The 17,148-nt window shown below is 43.7% G+C and carries 14 protein-coding genes; 6 read left to right on the top strand and 8 right to left on the bottom strand.

What is annotated here, in order from left to right; translation table 11 throughout:
* Positions 1 to 2 precede the first annotated feature (2 nt).
* From vmeP to R7Q41_RS02585, 4 genes are all read right to left on the bottom strand, one after another.
* Positions 3 to 1,145: an efflux RND transporter periplasmic adaptor subunit VmeP gene (gene vmeP / locus R7Q41_RS02600; protein ID WP_054578671.1), complete on the bottom strand. Its 1,143-nt coding sequence runs from the start codon at positions 1,143 to 1,145 to the stop codon at positions 3 to 5.
* A gap of 90 nt (positions 1,146 to 1,235) precedes the next feature.
* Entirely contained in the window at positions 1,236 to 2,027 is a 792-nt protein-coding gene (locus tag R7Q41_RS02595; RefSeq protein ID WP_054701289.1) for a hypothetical protein, read from the bottom strand.
* Positions 2,028 to 2,554: 527 nt separating this feature from the next.
* Positions 2,555 to 4,714 carry a prolyl oligopeptidase family serine peptidase gene (locus R7Q41_RS02590; RefSeq protein ID WP_318144337.1) on the bottom strand — a complete coding sequence of 720 codons (2,160 nt, stop codon included), beginning with the start codon at positions 4,712 to 4,714 and terminating at the stop codon, positions 2,555 to 2,557.
* A 206-nt stretch (positions 4,715 to 4,920) separates the two neighbouring features.
* Positions 4,921 to 6,492, bottom strand: coding sequence for an ATP-binding cassette domain-containing protein (locus R7Q41_RS02585; RefSeq protein ID WP_025768497.1), 1,572 nt, complete (start codon positions 6,490 to 6,492; stop codon positions 4,921 to 4,923).
* Positions 6,493 to 6,937: 445 nt separating this feature from the next.
* Here R7Q41_RS02585 and R7Q41_RS02580 point away from each other — a divergent pair, with 445 nt between their 5' ends.
* The 3 genes from R7Q41_RS02580 to R7Q41_RS02570 all read left to right on the top strand — a co-directional run bounded on the left by R7Q41_RS02580 (position 6,938) and on the right by R7Q41_RS02570 (position 10,108).
* Positions 6,938 to 7,363 carry a universal stress protein gene (locus R7Q41_RS02580; RefSeq protein ID WP_005375398.1) on the top strand — a complete coding sequence of 142 codons (426 nt, stop codon included), beginning with the start codon at positions 6,938 to 6,940 and terminating at the stop codon, positions 7,361 to 7,363.
* 166 nt (positions 7,364 to 7,529) lie between these two features.
* Positions 7,530 to 8,147: an NAD(P)H-dependent oxidoreductase gene (locus R7Q41_RS02575; RefSeq protein ID WP_005375391.1), complete on the top strand. Its 618-nt coding sequence runs from the start codon at positions 7,530 to 7,532 to the stop codon at positions 8,145 to 8,147.
* Complete coding sequence (locus tag R7Q41_RS02570) at positions 8,144 to 10,108, top strand: monovalent cation:proton antiporter-2 (CPA2) family protein (protein WP_238843678.1); 1,965 nt, start codon at positions 8,144 to 8,146, stop codon at positions 10,106 to 10,108. Before R7Q41_RS02575 ends, R7Q41_RS02570 begins: the two co-directional genes overlap by 4 nt.
* Positions 10,109 to 10,200: 92 nt before the next feature.
* Here R7Q41_RS02570 and R7Q41_RS02565 read toward each other — a convergent pair whose 3' ends face one another.
* Positions 10,201 to 10,494, bottom strand: a complete 294-nt coding sequence (locus R7Q41_RS02565) for a hypothetical protein (RefSeq protein ID WP_005375389.1) — start codon at positions 10,492 to 10,494, stop codon at positions 10,201 to 10,203.
* Positions 10,495 to 10,739: 245 nt separating this feature from the next.
* Here R7Q41_RS02565 and R7Q41_RS02560 point away from each other — a divergent pair, with 245 nt between their 5' ends.
* The gene (locus R7Q41_RS02560; protein WP_005375388.1) at positions 10,740 to 11,033 is read left to right on the top strand and encodes an ArsR/SmtB family transcription factor; all 294 of its coding nucleotides are present in this window, start codon (positions 10,740 to 10,742) and stop codon (positions 11,031 to 11,033) included.
* A gap of 108 nt (positions 11,034 to 11,141) precedes the next feature.
* Here R7Q41_RS02560 and R7Q41_RS02555 read toward each other — a convergent pair whose 3' ends face one another.
* Entirely contained in the window at positions 11,142 to 12,491 is a 1,350-nt protein-coding gene (locus tag R7Q41_RS02555) for an alpha-amylase family protein (RefSeq protein WP_318144336.1), read from the bottom strand.
* 520 nt (positions 12,492 to 13,011) lie between these two features.
* On the opposite strand from R7Q41_RS02555, the gene R7Q41_RS02550 reads away from it, so the two are divergent.
* Both R7Q41_RS02550 and R7Q41_RS02545 read left to right on the top strand, forming a co-directional pair.
* Positions 13,012 to 13,368 carry a MerR family transcriptional regulator gene (locus tag R7Q41_RS02550; protein ID WP_005375386.1) on the top strand — a complete coding sequence of 119 codons (357 nt, stop codon included), beginning with the start codon at positions 13,012 to 13,014 and terminating at the stop codon, positions 13,366 to 13,368.
* Between the two features lie 58 nt (positions 13,369 to 13,426).
* The gene (locus R7Q41_RS02545; protein ID WP_042521541.1) at positions 13,427 to 13,804 is read left to right on the top strand and encodes a carboxymuconolactone decarboxylase family protein; all 378 of its coding nucleotides are present in this window, start codon (positions 13,427 to 13,429) and stop codon (positions 13,802 to 13,804) included.
* A gap of 77 nt (positions 13,805 to 13,881) precedes the next feature.
* Here R7Q41_RS02545 and R7Q41_RS02540 read toward each other — a convergent pair whose 3' ends face one another.
* Both R7Q41_RS02540 and R7Q41_RS02535 read right to left on the bottom strand, forming a co-directional pair.
* Positions 13,882 to 14,112 (bottom strand): PAS factor family protein, encoded by a 231-nt coding sequence (locus R7Q41_RS02540; RefSeq protein WP_005375384.1) that lies wholly within the window; start codon positions 14,110 to 14,112, stop codon positions 13,882 to 13,884.
* 282 nt (positions 14,113 to 14,394) lie between these two features.
* Positions 14,395 to 16,821, bottom strand: a complete 2,427-nt coding sequence (locus R7Q41_RS02535) for a M9 family metallopeptidase (RefSeq protein WP_318107745.1) — start codon at positions 16,819 to 16,821, stop codon at positions 14,395 to 14,397.
* Between the last annotated feature and the right edge of the window lie 327 nt (positions 16,822 to 17,148).

The raw sequence follows: 17,148 nt of genomic DNA, 5'->3' as shown, positions 1-17,148 counted from the left end.
ACTCAGCCTTGTTCACTCTGTAGTTCAACGTCTTTCACCGTTGCACCCGGACGCACTTTTTGTAGACCATTGACGATGACTTTTTCGTTAGCCGCCAAGCCAGTCAGCACAGCACGTTTCACACCGTAGGTCTGACCAAGTTCAACGTTACGACGAGACACCACGTGATCATCACCAACCACCATGACGTAGTCACCCGCTTGGTCTTGCTGAACAGCCGCCGATGGGATAAGCAAACCATCAATGGTTTTGTTGCGCAGCTTGATGGTCAAGTTGCCATATTCACCCGGCATAAGCGCGTAAGTTGGGTTATCGAATTGTGCTTCTGCTCGAATTGAGCCTGTTTCTAAATCGATCTTGTTGCCAACGGCGTAGATCTTGCCATCAAGCGGATACAATGAACCGTCTGAAAGCGTCAGTGTTAAATCAACATCCAGTTTGTCATCGTTACGATGAGCCACATCAATGGCACTTCTTACGCGGCGGTAGAGCTTCTCATCCACATCAAAGCCAAAGCGAATTGGGTCGATTTGAGTGATCGAAACAAGAGGAACGAGTTGAATTTTCGAAATACGGTCACCCACTCGGAAGTTGCTGAAACCCACGCGGCCAGAGAAAGGAGCACGCACAGAGCTAAATTCAAGATCGAGCCTTGCTGAAACCAGCGTCGCCTTCGCCTCTTCTACCGAAGCAATCGCTGCGGCTTGCGCGGCAATGGCGTCATCGTATTGCTGCTCACTGATGCTTTTATCTTTGATGAGTTTCTTCACACGTTCTGCATCACGCGTAGTTTGAACGAGTTGCGCTTTTGCTTTTTGCAACGACGCTTTTGCATACGCCAGTGCCGCTTTGTAAGGACGGTCGTCGATTTCAAACAACAATTGGCCTTTTTCGACCATATCGCCATCTTTAAAATGAATCGCGGTTAATTCGCCACCGACTCGCGGCATAATATCAACGTCATTTACCGCTTCAGTTCGACCGATAAAAGTATGATAAGGAGTGATTTTTGTTTCGGTTAGGGTAACGGTTTCAACAGAGGGTGCTTGGGCTGTTTTCGTTGCGATATCGCCAGTTTTGCATCCTGATAGTAATGCAGAAGATATAGCAATAGATACCAACGCAAATTTATATTTGGCTTTCATGATAAACCTACTTTATTTAGAAAGTGCCCTAGCCTAAATATTTAAATATATGGATAAACACACTTTCTATTCTGGAAATAAACGAGGGAGTTAGAATTGGTAGTTAAATTCGATACGGTGATCACCATCACCGAAATTAACGTGCTCATTCCAGTTTGCAAAGTAACGAATATTTGCGCGAGGATTAATTTGATAAGACAACGCAAACTCATGAGTCAAGATATTATCTTCACCCGCGTAATAAGTATCTTTATATTGACTAGACCCTGACAACGTATGCATATACATTGGGTTGTAGTTAATCCAGATTTTATCGGTTAATTCAATTTTTGAGTACATACCCACAACAGTGAAAGTACCTGGAATTTCATAACCTTTGTCATCACCACTAAAATCATTAGCAATAGTGACACCCGCACCAGCTAAAGGAAATAGCTGCAAGATACCAAACTTAGGTAGACCTTGAATAAAGCTATAAGATGCATCTAATTTATCGTTATCAACGTCGTAGTTTACATCTAATTGACGGCCTAGACCTTTTGCGACTTCTACTTGGAAATTACGTAGTCGGAAAGAGTCAATGCTGTCATCAACGTTGGCATATATTGGATCGTCATTGTCGCGAATGCCAAATAGCTCACCACCAATGCCTTTCATTTCAATGATGTTCATCGCCATGGTACCAGGCTGGCTAGATTGGTAAGTTTGACCGATTTTGATGTTCGCGCCTTTATCAGTAATACCAAAGCCAGCTTGGGTGTATACCGCAAGTGGGTCAGACATATCTTGTAGTTCTTCGCTATTGTTTGTTTGCGCATAGGCAGAAGACGCGAGTTGTAGGGCTGCAACCACAATGGCAACAGACGGTTTCACTAAATTCATAAAACTGTATCCATTTTAATGATTATAAAATTATTCACGTCATGAGGTCATCATAAATAGCAAGCAACACAACTCTCTTTGAATAACATAAATTATCAAAGCAAATTCAATAATGACGAAACATTCGACGTTTTAATTAAAATAAAATAAAGCATCGTAAAAGTTCAATCACCGCTACTTATATCTTATATAACTTGAAATTTGGTAATACCAATGAAGAAGGAAATATTAAAACTTATGAAAATTCAATTATCATTAGAACAAATGATTAATTAATTTTACCATATAAATAGAGAGTGCAATGGATTTAGGTGATCGCGATCAATGTTTCATTTCGATCGTACAACACTCTTCAGATTAATTAGAACATTATAATAATTTAAAAACCTTAGTTTGATTAGCCTAGCATCAGATTAGAATAGTAGGCCTATAATAAATAAAAAGGGAATCACTCTCTGTGATTCCCTTTTATTATCGAGCGATAAAGCGCCGATGCGTTTCGATAACTAAAACGCAAACAATTCGCACTATTGCAGTTTCTCTATTCCCATATTGAACAGTGCAAAACTATAAATATCTGCATTTGTCTCAATTATTTTACGCGTTGGTGTACCTGCACCATGTCCTGCATTGGTTTCGATGCGAATTAAGGTCGGATTTGAACCCGCTTGCTTCGATTGCAACTCAGCAGCAAATTTGTATGAGTGAGCAGGAACAACACGGTCATCATGATCACCGGTTGTAATCAATGTTGCTGGGTATTCCACCCCTGCTTTTACATTGTGCACCGGCGAATAACTTTTCAGATATTGGAACATCTCTTTACTTTGCTCTGCCGTGCCGTAGTCATACGCCCAACCAGCACCTGCGGTAAAAGTATGGTAACGCAGCATATCCAGTACGCCGACTGCTGGCAGCGCCACTTTAAACAGCTCTGGACGTTGCGTCATAACGGCCCCTACTAACAAGCCACCATTCGATCCACCGTTAATGGCTAACTTGTTTGATGACGTTACCTTTTCATCAATTAGGAATTCAGCCGCAGCAATAAAGTCATCAAACACATTTTGCTTTTGCATTTGAATGCCAGCGTTGTGCCATTCTTTGCCATATTCCCCACCACCACGAATGTTCGCTACCGCGTAAACACCACCAAGCTCTAACCAAGCCGCACGTGTCGGGCTAAAAGATGGCGTGAGGCTAATGTTGAAACCGCCATAACCATATAGGATGGTTGGTGCACTGCCGTCCATCGGTGTCCCTCTTTTATAGGTGATGATCATCGGCACTTTTGTTCCGTCTTTTGAGGTGTAAAACACCTGGCGAGATTCATACAAAACAGGGTCAAATGGCGCTTTAGATTTGTAGTACACCTCGCTATCACCATCTTTGATGTTCAGACGATAGGTAGTGCTTGGCATCTTGTAGTTGGTGAAAGAGTAGTAGACTTCGGTTTCTTCTTTTTTCCCCGAGAAACCGTATGCGCTGCCAATATCAGGCAATTTGATTTCTCGGATGAGTTTGCCGTTCATGTCGTATTGCTTCACCATCGAGATCGCATCAACAATATAGCTCGCAAACAAATTGCCACCCGCGGTAGAAACACGTAACACGTTCTTTGTTTCAGGAATCAAATCTTTCCAGTTTTTGGGCTGCGGCTGACTTGCATCCACCGTCACGACGCGTTTGTTCGGTGCATTAAGGTTCGTAACCAAGTACAGTTTCGTGCCTTGGTTGTCTATCACCCAAGTATCAGAACTGGTGTTATCTAAAATGGTTTTCAGCGGGCTATTTGGCTTACTCAGGTCTTTGAAGAACAGTTTGTTGCCCGACGTCGATACGCTGGCTGAGATAAACAAGTAGCGTTCATCTTCCGACGTGTAACCCCCAACGTAGCGATACTTTTCGTCCTTTACACCACCGAAAATTAATTGGTCTTCACTTTGTTTCGTCCCTAGTTTATGAAAGTAGAGCTTGTGTTGGTCTGTCTTCGCGGAAAGTTCACTCCCTTTTGGCTTGTCATAACTTGAGTAATAGAAGCCTTGATTGCCGAGCCAACTGATGCCACTGAACTTAATATCCACCAGCGTTTCACCGACGGGCTTTTTGGTTTCTGTGTCTAACACAATGACTTTGCGCCAATCGCTACCGCCTTCCGAAATGCTGTATGCAACCAAAGATCCATCTCGTGAAAAGCTCACTCCCGCTAACGATGTGGTGCCATCTTCACTAAAAGTATTTGGATCGAGGAAAATTTCTGCTTCACCATTACCTAGCTGCCGATAAAGCACGTCTTGGTTTTGTAACCCGTCATTTTTGTAGAAGTAAGTGAACTTACCCTCTTTGAACGGCTGGCTTTGTTTTTCGTAATCCATGAGCTTAGTAATGCGCTCTTCAATCTGCTCGCGGTAAGGGATTTTCGCCAGATAATCAAACGTCACTGCATTTTGTGCCTTAACCCATTCTGCGGTTTCTGGGCTGAGATCGTCTTCCAACCAGCGATAAGGATCACTCACTTTTGTACCAAAGTAGTCATCGACAACATCCACTTTTTGTGTGGTTGGATACGTGATGGTTTTCGGGGTTACCTGTTCAACCGACGATTGCGCCGCTTCATTTGCATACGCCACCGACAACACACTTCCGAGTGCGAGAGCCGTTGTGAGTGCTAGGGTGTTCTTTTTCATGAAATTCCTTTTTATTTTTCTGTTGTCTTTTTGTGCAATACATCAGAACTCTACTATATATCGACAAAATGAATCTAATTTCATTAAACGAGTTGTGAAAGCCATCCTAACTCCCTCATTTCCTTCCAGTTCTACAAACTAGTAAGTGGAAGTGTAGAACTTGGGAACAATACTGAAGAGCCACGATGGCGTTTACTCTCTTTCGTCTAAGTCAGCTCGATTTGGCGCAAAACCCCAGACTCAGAAGCGAAATCTTGGTCGTGACTGATCAGAACAAATCCACCTTTGTATACATTTAACGCCTGACTAAGCATTATTTTTGACTCGAGGTCGAGATGGTTATCTGGTTCATCAAGCAGCAGCAAAGGCTGAGAATTTTGGTTGCTGACTATCAGCATCGCGAGCTTCATCTTCTCGCCACCGCTCAGTAGGCGCCCCAATCGAAACACAGCATCTCGACGAAAACCGATCCCGGCCAATAAGGTCCTCGCTTCACTTTCCGTCATCTCTTGGCAGCTCTCCATTACGTTCTCAAGTAACGAAAGATTTGGATTCACTGCACCAAAATGTTGGTCGAGATAGTACAAAGGTGTATTCACTTGCAACTCACCACTCTGCAACGATAACTCGCCAAGCAACGTCTTTAACAAGGTTGATTTTCCGCAGCCATTTCTCCCTTTGAGATGGACTTTGTCGTTCGCAAAAATCTGCAACGTGATAGGCGTAGAATTCCCAAAAGGTAATATACCTTCTTGTATCGACAACACTTTTCGCGAACGGTTCGGATTATCTGTAAGATAAAGCTTTTGCGCCTTGAGTTGCTCATGTCGCGATTTCAACGCCTGTTCTTTGGCTTGTAAATGCGCTTGTCTGAGTTGCTCATTCTTATTGCGATTTGAAGCGCTGGCGGTCGCGCTATCCTTTTTTCCATCAAGCAAAATTTTGGGCTGACTGCCGTCTTTGCGCAGTTTGTTCCCTTGCGCGGCGCGTTGGTCTGCTTTTTCGCGATTTTTCTGGGCTTGCTCGGCTAACCGTTTTTTCTGTTTATCGACTTGCGCTAACTGCCTCTCGACCGCTTGCAGTTCAGTGCGTTTTTTCTCGGCGTACACATCGTAATTTCCACCAAAAGCCTGTAAACCTAGGCCCGATAGCTCCCAAATTTCCTCCATCTCTCGCAGCAGCTCACGATCGTGACTGATGAGTAAAATCGCACCGCTGAAATGCGTCATAGACTCTATCAGCCATTGTTTCGCCTCGGTATCGAGGTGATTGGATGGCTCATCGAGAATCAAAAGATCCGTTTCGTTTTCAAATAACTGCCATAACTGCAAACGCGCCAACTGACCACCACTGAGCCGAGCACAAGAGAAATCAGGGTCTTGCGGCAAGCCCATCGCAGCAAGCTGCTGTTTGAGTTTCAGTTCAATATCCCACTGTTCGCCAACCAGTTCGAACCAATGCTCAGAAACATCACCTTGTTCAATCTGCTTCAAAGCATGTAAGACCGCATCTTTGCCCAGAAACTGGGCGATCGATTGCTGACCTGAAAGCAGATCAGACGGCTGCTGGCAATACATCATGAAAGAAGAGGGAGCAGTCACAACACCGCTGGCAGGCTGAATTTCTCCCGCTAAAATGGAAGCCAAAAGCGACTTGCCGATGCCATTGCGCCCAACCAAACCAACACGTCGTTTAGTCATGGAACAAGAAATAGACTGGAATAGCGTATCGCCATTATCAAACTGATGGCTAACATTAAAAGCTTGTAAAACTAGCATAATTTGCCTCCTGTATGACAGGGACAACAGCCGTAGCTATGATTTGAAATTGCAACAAAACGCTTGCACAAACGCATTAAGCTCTATGTAAAGTTCGACGATATACGTCAAATCAAAAAGTCGTCTTGTTGCAAAGAAATATCGGAAAGTGAGCTACGCCTACTAACCCTGCAGATCCAAAAAATAAGTAAAAATATGGATAACAGGTTTAGTTCTTCATGTTGGCGTAATCTCCTAGAGAAATGATGCGCAGAGTGTAGCCGCTTTTTTGTTCAAGAAGCAAGCTTTCTAACCAAATGTGAACAAAAAGAAAGTTTCACAGTAAGTTGTTATATCACATTAACTTTTTAACAAGTCTTTGAACAATTTCGAGATCTTAGCAACACAATTTTTATCCAAGCCATACTATGCTTAGGGTAAAGATAATCCACATAAGGGCGTGGTTATGAAATACAAACATATCCTTGTTGCACTCGAACTGTCAGATGAAAGCACCGTGCTTATCGACAGAGCGGTATCAATGGCAAACTATCTCGACTCCGATATCTCCTTTATTCATATTGATGGTACGCACGGAGAAATCTATCGTGAGCTTGTAGACATTAAAGAAAACCCGGATCAAAGGCCGTTGAATGAGCATTCAATGGAATGTTTAAAAACATTTAGTGATTACATGGATTACCCACTTAAACATTTCTTCGTAGGTACTGGCGACTTGGCTGATAAATTAGAGGTCACCATTAAAGAGCAAGAAGTGGATCTTCTGATTTGTGGTCACCACCAAGATTTCTGGAGCAAGATTATTTCTTACTCCAGACACTTAATTAACAAGTCACCGGTGGATATTCTAGTCGTCCCTATTCATGATTAGTAAAACGTAACGCTTCCCAAAACCACCAATTTATTTGGTGGTTTTTTATTGATATTGAAACAGCTTAAACAGTTTTCCAAACTAGCTTGGCGATCATTTATGAGTTACATTTTCTAACCAACCCGCGCTCCTACTGGGCATGGTTATTTAGATAGCAAGGATCCCTATGGCAAATAAAAAAGTACTCATTCTCTTTGCTCATCCTTCCCAGCATCGTTCAGAAGTGAATACTCCACTTTTCAAAGAAGCTCAAAAAATTGAAGGCGTGACATGTGTTGATCTCTATGGCGAATACCCTCGTTTCGATATTAATATCGACCGTGAACAGCAACGCTTACGTGAGCATGACGTGGTGATTTTCCAATTCCCACTATATTGGTATTCAACGCCTGCGATTTTAAAAGAGTGGCAAGATCTGGTTTTGGAATATGGCTTTGCTTACGGTACAGATGGCACAGCACTGCAAGGCAAGACCATGCTTTGTGTGCTGTCTGCAGGGGGCAAAGAAGAAGCTTATAAGGCAGAGGGCTACAACCACTTTACGATTCGTCAACTGCTTGCGCCTATTGAACAAATGTCCGCACTGACCGGCATGAACTACATTGCCCCTCTCGCGATGTTTGGCGCACGTACAGCAGATGAAGAAGGGCGAATCCCTCGTCATGTTGAGCGGTACAAGAGCCTGCTAACAGCTTTAGTCGAAGATAGGTTGGATGTTGAAGCTGCGGCGTCATTAATCAAGCTTAACAGCGCATTGCCAGAGCTCATTAAGGAGGCTTCATGACAGGGATATTCTTACAAGCCTTCGTATATTTGATTGCTGCTGTAATTGCAGTCCCACTTGCTAAGCGTTTGGGACTTGGGTCCGTTTTAGGCTATCTCATCGCAGGTGTGGTCATTGGCCCAATTATCGGTTTAGTCGGTGAAGAAACAACAACAATCCAGCACTTTGCCGAGTTTGGCGTGGTGATGATGCTGTTTCTCGTTGGTTTAGAGCTCGAACCCAAAATGTTGTGGGCGATGCGCAATCGCTTAATGGGTTTAGGAGGTCTGCAAGTCGGCGGTACCGTCGCGGCGATTATGGGTATTGCCTTGTATTTTGACCAGCCTTGGACCATAGCCTTAGCCATAGGTTTGATCTTCGCCCTCTCTTCTACTGCGATTGTTTTGCAAACTTTTAGCGAAAAAGGATTAACGAAGACGGAAGGTGGACAAAACGCTTTCTCCGTGTTGCTTTTTCAAGATATTGCAGTGATACCAATGTTGGCGTTCATTCCTCTATTGGCCTTACCTGAATTAATTGAACAGGCACAGTCCGCGGCTCAAACAGCCGCAGCGCACCATGAAGAATTAAGCCTCGTTGCGGGGTTGCCAGGCTGGGCATACGGCATCGTAATCACAGCATCGATTGCAATCGTCGTCGTTGGTGGACACTTTTTAAGTCGACCTCTGCTCAATTATGTGGCTAGCTCTGGTTTGCGAGAAATCTTTACCGCAACTGCACTCATGCTTGTCATTGGTATCGCTGCACTGATGAGTTTAGTGGGCTTATCTCCTGCCTTAGGAACCTTCTTGGCTGGCGTTGTATTGGCGAACAGTGAATTCCGCCACGAGTTAGAATCCAATATCGAACCATTTAAAGGCCTATTGTTAGGTCTGTTCTTTATTACCGTTGGCGCAGGGATCAACTTCTCGGTCCTTTTTGGTGATTTCTGGTTGGTCATGGCATTGACCATTGGCGTGATGGTTTTGAAAGCCTTGGTGCTGTTTATTCTTGCACTGATATTTAGGGTGAAAGGCAGCAACCGCTGGCTGTTTACCCTAAGCTTGGCTCAAGCAGGTGAATTCGGCTTTGTGCTTCTAAGCTTTTCAGTGCAAAACCACGTCATCCCATCTGAACTTTCACAAACTCTTGCGTTAGTGGTTGCGATTTCGATGTTCCTGACACCAGGTTTGTTTATTCTGTTTGATAGAGTGATTCTGCCGCGCTTTGAAAGCCAGTCAAATGAACGCGAAAGCGATACGATTGAGGAAACAGGCACGGTGATCATCGCCGGCATCGGCCGCTTTGGACAAATAGTGAATCGCCTATTGGTATCAAACGGCGTGACTACCGTGGTACTTGACCATCAATCTGACCAAGTCGATAACATGCGCCAGATTGGCACTCGCGCCTATTTTGGCGACGCGACTCGACCAGATATGCTACATACAGCCGGCATTGAGCACGCCGCTGCGTTGGTTGTGGCGATTGATAACCAAGAATCGAGTGTAGAACTGGTGAAGTACGTTAAGCACACGTACCCAAAAGTAACAGTGATTGCACGTGCCTTTGACCGTGGACATGGCTATCTTTTGCGTCAAGCGGGAGCTGATATTATTGAATCAGAGACCTACCATTCTGCATTGGAGATGGGCGGTCACACAATGAAAGCACTTGGCATTCACCCCTTCTTTGTTGAACAACAGAAGGCGACATATAAGCGTGTTGAAGCACGTAAGTCAGAAATACTCTACAAAGCTTGGGAAGATGATTCTGAAGGTGAACGCTATGACAACAATTTCCGACAACTGTTTATTCAGTTAGAGGAGAAAATGGCGGAAGAGATGCAAAAAGATCGTCATGACAAACTATCGCGGTCAGAACGAGGTTGGACACCGCCACCTAAAGGTTACGCCGATGACTTTAATGAAGATAACGTCCAAGAGCTAACACCACCAAGAGAAGAGCCTATCCAACGATAACGCACTCCATATTAAAAACCTCCCGCTTGGGAGGTTTTTATTTTTTCAGTACAGAGCCACACGCCGTGCAGGATAAAATGATCTTCTCGATATTACATAAGATCATTCATTAAAATCTCATACTCTTCGTTTGCTTCTTCCACTAAATGAGAAAGCTCTAACGCATCAGTAACTGCAAGATTGAACTGCCACGGAGTTGTGTCTTCTTTACCACAGATTCGAGTTTCACACCCACGACTCTCAAAAGACAAATCATCAAACTCTGTGGTGTGGCGCTCTTGAAGTTCAACAATCTCAACTTCTAATTTACCAACAGGGTTGACTTTAACGTGGGCATGTAACTCCGAACTGTTAGACAAACAATAATCTCTATGAACCGCAATCATGGCCGCCTCCTTGGTCTGCCAACTGACAACTCAACATTGAGTGTAGACGAGGGATTTTGAACGTGGCGTGAAATAATAATGAAGATTGATCTGTCTCATTAGAACAGACAATTGTTGTCATGAAGGCATGAGCCAGTATGAATCTCATCTGATTTAAATTGTTCTGAGATCGTAATAGTTGGCATTTACCGAGACTTTCCCTATTATCGAAACAAAATTACTGTGGTCATTCTTTAGAGGTCAGTATGGAGCTTGAAGCCGTTGCTAAAGCACTAAAAGAGTTAGGGCATCCGACTCGTTTAAGTATTTACAAAGAAGTCGTCAAAGCGGGATACAAAGGTATCGCGGTAGGCGGCGTACAAGAAAAGCTTGGCATTCCAGCATCCACTCTCTCTCATCATATCTCGAGCCTTGCTTCAGCTGGTCTTCTCACCCAGCGCCGCGAGGGTAGAACCCTTTTTTGTGTTGCAGAGTATCAGTGCTTAGATGACGTAATTGGTTTTTTAAAAGCAGAATGTTGCGTTAACGAGTGCTCATAAATTTCTAGCAAAAACGAGAGAGTTTGAGTTTCTATTGAACTTCAGCAGAACGTGAATGACGATGAAAAACATACACACCGAAGTTGCTAACCTCGGTGTGTACATCTTCTAGTTCGCGACGAGTAACATTGACGACTTAGATGGTACGATTAACTTACCGTCAGTTGGAATGATTTGTTCTGTCATCAAATCAACCCAATTACCATCGATTTTTAATGTCAAAGACTGTTGACGCTGTGATTTATTAAGCACCACAATACCTTTGTCACCTCGCTTAAGTACGAGCATGTCATCGTTACCTTCAAGAACACTCATCGGCTCGCCATGCGTCATATTATGGAACTGGATCATTTTTGCCATTCTCGGATCGCTCCATGCACCTTGCCATCTTGGCTGACCATTTTTACCTTTAATACCGCTGGTGTTTAAGTCGGTATAAATCAACGGCACACCACCATCTCGGCCTAGAATATAGGCATAAGCTAACCATTCGTTTTCCTCGTCCATGATGAGATCAAGAAAGACATCATTGTTAGGAATATCATGTGTGATAGCAAATGTAATCGCACGACCGGAGGACAGAGCCTGACCAAAACAATAGGGATCAATCAGAGACTTGAAGCTGCCCTTTTTAGCAAACGCCTTAAACATGGTTGAGAACAAAGGGAAATCGTACGCACCTAGGCGAGTTTCCTGTAGATACGGCTCAAGAAACAGCTGATACTCTTCTTCCGTCGCACCGCCATCGGTAATAATTTCACCAAATATATGCACATCCCGCGTGATGTCGTCTGTCCAAACACGCTTAAGATGCTCTAACGTCATGTGTTTCGCAGCGTCAATACGAAAACCTTTCACACCAATAGCTTTCAGCGCCGTTAGGTACGCTCGCTGCTGTTCAACGACATGGTCACAAACACGAAGAGTTGGCAAGCCAGGGTCGGTTGGCCCACCTGTGATACGTCCATTTTGAACCTGCCACTTATCTTTCCAGTCTTTAATGCCGAATGCTTCAACAAAGTCCTCTTCATCAAAAAGTGGTTGAGATAGATCGCCAAACAACGCTAGCGACTGATATTTCTGCTTGTTGTTCTGGTATTCCTCCAAGACCTCTTGTCTTGGGTACTGAAGGTCTCTGCGAAGGTGGGCCTCATTTGCCATATGGTTAAACACTACGTCGGCATAAACCCACACACCAACTTGCTCCAGTTCACGAACCATATGAATAAAATCTTTGGTATCACCCAAGGCATTATCGATAACACGATAATCTTGTGGTTGATAACGCTGCCACCAGCGCTCATCGTGTGCGCTTTTCATTGGTGGCGAAACCAACACAGAGCCATAACCAAGCTTGCGGATTTCTTTTGCTCGTTGGGCAATGTCAGCATACTTCCAATCAAACGCATGTAAGATAACGTTTGCACCGAATGATTGTGTTTCCTGTGAGCCACTCATGTTGTTCTCCTGCTCGTTTCCACTCACGATTACTTGTTTGCATTTTTTTGTGAGTGAATTCAATAATCGAAATTATAAAAGCTATTCATCAGAGGCACTCACCCTTTTAGCACTAACTCAAGGCTGAAATCGAAGGCGTAGCGACTCATCCATTGCACAGCGATAAATCGTTCTGAGTGAATAACGGGCACACGACATACAACCCGAACAGACCAACACAAAACTAAGGCATTGTTTTGATTAACAAAAACTTAAATTTAAAAAGATAGAACATAAGACCTATGTACGCCCTAAAATAGGCCCAAAGGATAAAAATAGCCAAGCCAACCCGTTGAGTAATCAATTGTTAATAAAACGAAACTGGCAGATGGATCACGTTTGGCGCGTTTCAAAAATCCAGTAAATCACCATACCTAGCGTTAAAAGACTAAAGATTTCTGTTTGTATCTGTCCCGAAATGACTTCAAAATGCGAAACTTAGCTTATCTCTATGGGGTATGCTCTACCTTGGAGGATAATAATGAATATCAAAGAATTTTCTGACCTCGTCGGGCTATCTGCTCATACACTTCGATACTATGAAAAAATCGGTTTACTTAAACATGTCCATAGAAACGCGAGTGGACATCGAATGTATAGTTCGAAAGATCTAAACTGGATAAGCTTTGTTAAGCGTTTAAAAGAAACTGCAATGCCACTTGAAGAGATTCTAGAGTATGCCAAATTAAGGGAAGTCGGCTCTCAATCTGTACCACAACGTCAAGCCCTGTTAGAACAACACCAAGAAAACCTCAAACGCCACATTGAGCAACAGAAAAAGCACTTATCGGCTCTAGAAGAAAAAATTGCCTTGTATAAAAGCGGAAAAGTTCGTTGACTTAGAGTTAACTCTAACGATTAAGGTGTGTTTACATTTATTCACTAGGAACATACCAATGGAACAATCACGCTTTAACAAAGGATTAGAACTACTCTCTCAAATTGATGGCGACGCTGGTCATAATGTCATCGAAAGCTTACAAGATATTTGTCCTGATTTAGCTCAGTACACCATTGAGTATCCGTTTGGCGATATTTATGCTCGCCCGGGCTTAGACCTAAAATCGAGAGAAATCGCAACCGTCGCCGCGCTAACGGCAATGGGGAATTGCGCGCCGCAACTAAAAGTGCACTTAAATGCAGCGCTGAATGTAGGCTGTAGCGAGGATGAGATTAAAGAGATCATTTTGCAGATGTCCGTCTACGCAGGTTTTCCCGCGGCATTAAACGGCATGTTTGCATTCAAAGAAGTGCTAGCGGAAAGAGCAGAGTAATAACGACGTTGAAATCAATTTAACCGCAATTAAAAACGGCCCTTGGGGTTCGGGCCGTGATTAAAACAACGAGTGAATTAGCGCTCAGGAGTTTCAAGCAGTTTAACCGCGCAATCTACCGCGTTGTTAATGCCTTGACTGCTCTCCAACTTGCCTGAACTTGCAGGACCAAGGGCACAAGAATACAAAGCCAGCTGCTTATCGAACGGCAGATCCAACTGTTCATAGAGATTTTGTCGGATTCTTGCATGTTGTTCTGGTTCTTGGTTAGCAAGGCTAATCAACGTTTCATAAATAAGCGTTTTCATGTCTTTCCCTTTTCACTTTATTGCACGGGGTGCATATATATTGTATCCATTTGGGAAGCACAAATCAGAAGCTAGGTCACAGAACGCGTCGCTAAAAAAGTTTATGTACTCGGTAAATTGCAATACAAACTTAAAGTCGTTTAGAAAAAGGGCAACTGATAACTCGATAGATCAGCCGATTAACTAGCATTCGCCGCTGTTTGTTTATAATCGTGTCCGATATAAACAAAAACGTCGCTGTATCAGCGACGTTTTATCTCGACTTTAGTTAATCGAATTTTTTTAGTTGAAGTGCACTAGCATTTCAACGTCATCGCCTTGCTCTGGAGCCTGAAGAGCGAAGTGCACGTACCCTGCTTCAGTAACAGGAATCGCAAGGTATTCATTGCTGCCTGCATAGTTGGACGCATACTCGTGCTGCTCTACTGTAGGCCAATGCTCCCTACTCGCGTATAGATCGACATTACCAGTTTGAGAGTGAGCCGTTAGCCATACACGAACCTCTTCAACACCTTCAGGCACATAAACTGCTGCATAACGCTGCTTGTGAACGGTAAGCATTTTGGCTTCACCAGACTCTAATACCACAGGTGCTAAATCATCTTGCACTTGGGTTGGCGGTGTTTGCGCTTCCACTTCTAACGCAGCCACAAGATTCACTGAGTCATAGCTATCACGTCCAGTTAAGCTGATGTAGTAACGACCCGCTTTAACGTAACCATCTTGCTCTGGTTCAAACACAATCTCTTCATTGCTGCCATCAGCATATTGACTCATTTCGAAATCATAGTAATGCGCGACTTTGTTGTAGCTCATGTAAAGATCCGCATCACCCGCACCCTCAATAGATACATTGAAGTTAACGGTGTTGGCTGGAACATCAACGTAGAACAGTTTTTCGCTGTATGCTTCGCCACTGAGCTGAAGGCTTTGGTTCGCCGTCAATTCAGTCACTTTTGCTTCAGGGCTTGTTGGTTCTGTTGGTTCTTCTGGGTCTGTACCAGGTTGCTCAGGTTCCACTTTTAATGTGTCCAACCAACGTTCAAACTCAGCATCGTATTGTTGACCTAAAGACGTCACCTGCTGTGCCCATTGTTCGAACTGGCCAGAGCGCGACAATGCCAACAAGCTTTCGACGTCTTGTGGATGATTTTCTAACATGAATCGAACAGCTAGATAACCCCAACGATAGATACGATTGGTATCGTGAGAGTACGTGGTATCAAACACAGTGGAAAGGCTCAGTTTACCATCTGCAATCAGCTCAATCGCAGCTTGGTAACCTTGCTTGTAATGCATATATTCAGCAAAACCTTCTAGCCACCAAACAATATGACCATGAGCCAAGTTATCGCTGAACGAACCGTATTGGTTAAATCGTGCATCTAAATAGTGCGTGTATTCATGTTCTAGGTTCAAGATAGAGAGATCTTCACCATTCGCGTAGCGATAAGCGACGAAACGCGCACTATTGTCCGCTTTTGAAGGGTCACCTTCTAGGTACTGACCACCGTTGTCCGTGGTATTACCAAATAGGAATGAAGAGTAATCAACGTAACTAGCGTTACTCGCGAATACCGCCACTTCAACACGATCATTCAAATCATCAGCGACAGGTTGATTACCCGTATTCGCAACTCGATGGAAGTCGGCTTCTTTTGCCGCTAGCACTTCACACGCTTTCGCTGCTTGAGCATCAGTCAGATCTTCAGAGCGAATAATGGCAGGTCCCTGACATTCAAAACGATTTGGCATTACACGTGCAGCTAAATCTTGCTTGGCTTGCTCAATATTCAGACCATTTAGGCCTTCTGGTGCGTAGTAGCTCATCATTTCAACGGCAGCAAGCCATAGTTTGTCATGCTCACTACCCAGTGGATAACGCTGCATCACCTGTTGCATTACTGCCAATGCTTTGCGTTTGGTCTCCTGATCTGGGCTCGCGAGCAAACGACCAGTTTCACGTAATGCATTGAAAACGATAAAGCTTGCATCCGTATCTAATGCCCAAGCATTATCAGATGCGAATTTCACCAACGTATCAATATGGTGAGTATTGTTTGCCATGTATCGGTAGAACGCATCGTTCGCCGCATGGCCTGCCATAGAGCGGAACAAGTTGTTTAAACCATCGACCCATTGCGTGTCCTGCGCGGTTTCACGATTAAAGTGCATCAATGCGGCCATCATGCTATCCATGGTCAGCGGCAACTGCTTAACGTTATCAACCATCAAAGTCAGGCTCTTCATTGCACCAACTTGTTCACGACCTTGATCCAAAGCATGAGGGTTGTTTAGGAATAGGTTCGTCGACTGAGCAAAACGCTGACTCAACGCTTGCGAAAACTCAGGTGTACCAGTACCAGCGTTGTAGCGAACGTAGTAGGCCGCTCGAATAAATTCGCCTAGGTTCTCTAGAATACGAGCTTGATCTGCTTCACCACGATAGCGAGCAATTTCTTGATCCAGCGCGACTTGGATACGGCTTAGGCTCGCTTCACTATAGATATCATTCAGCGTTTCTGAAGGTGCTGAAAACCAAGCGTGGTAGCAATCATACTCAGCACCAGAAACGGCAGTAGCCAGATCTCGCGATTGTTGTAAATCAGCAACCGCACACTGATTTTGTGCAAAAGAGAAGCCAGACACACTCGCTAGCATACAAGCAAGCGCCAAACGATGGCGCGGGAAAAAACGGATATGAGACATAACAACACTCATTGATTATTAACATACATTGAGTGGGGGTTTATATTCTTTACAGCTCAAACAGTGAAATCAGTGTCATAAAATTTATGAAACCGCTCCCAAAAATAGGTCTTTTACTCTAATTAAATGGGAGCAATCCCACTCCAAAAAACTCACAATTATCAATAAAAACATTAATTTACCTTTTTCTAAATAACGACTTTATGAGGAAAATTGCCCTTAAACGCCCCCCTTAACTCTTCCAGATAAAGTTCACGACAATCAAAGGTTATAAATTAAATTTTGATGCTTGATACCATCTATTTTTATTTGTGACTCATTCCCAAT

This window comes from Vibrio sp. 2096 (assembly GCF_033339595.1).
Lineage (GTDB): Bacteria > Pseudomonadota > Gammaproteobacteria > Enterobacterales > Vibrionaceae > Vibrio > Vibrio alginolyticus.
Note: the sequence above shows the minus strand (reverse complement) of the source record. Positions and strands in the feature narration are given on the sequence as shown.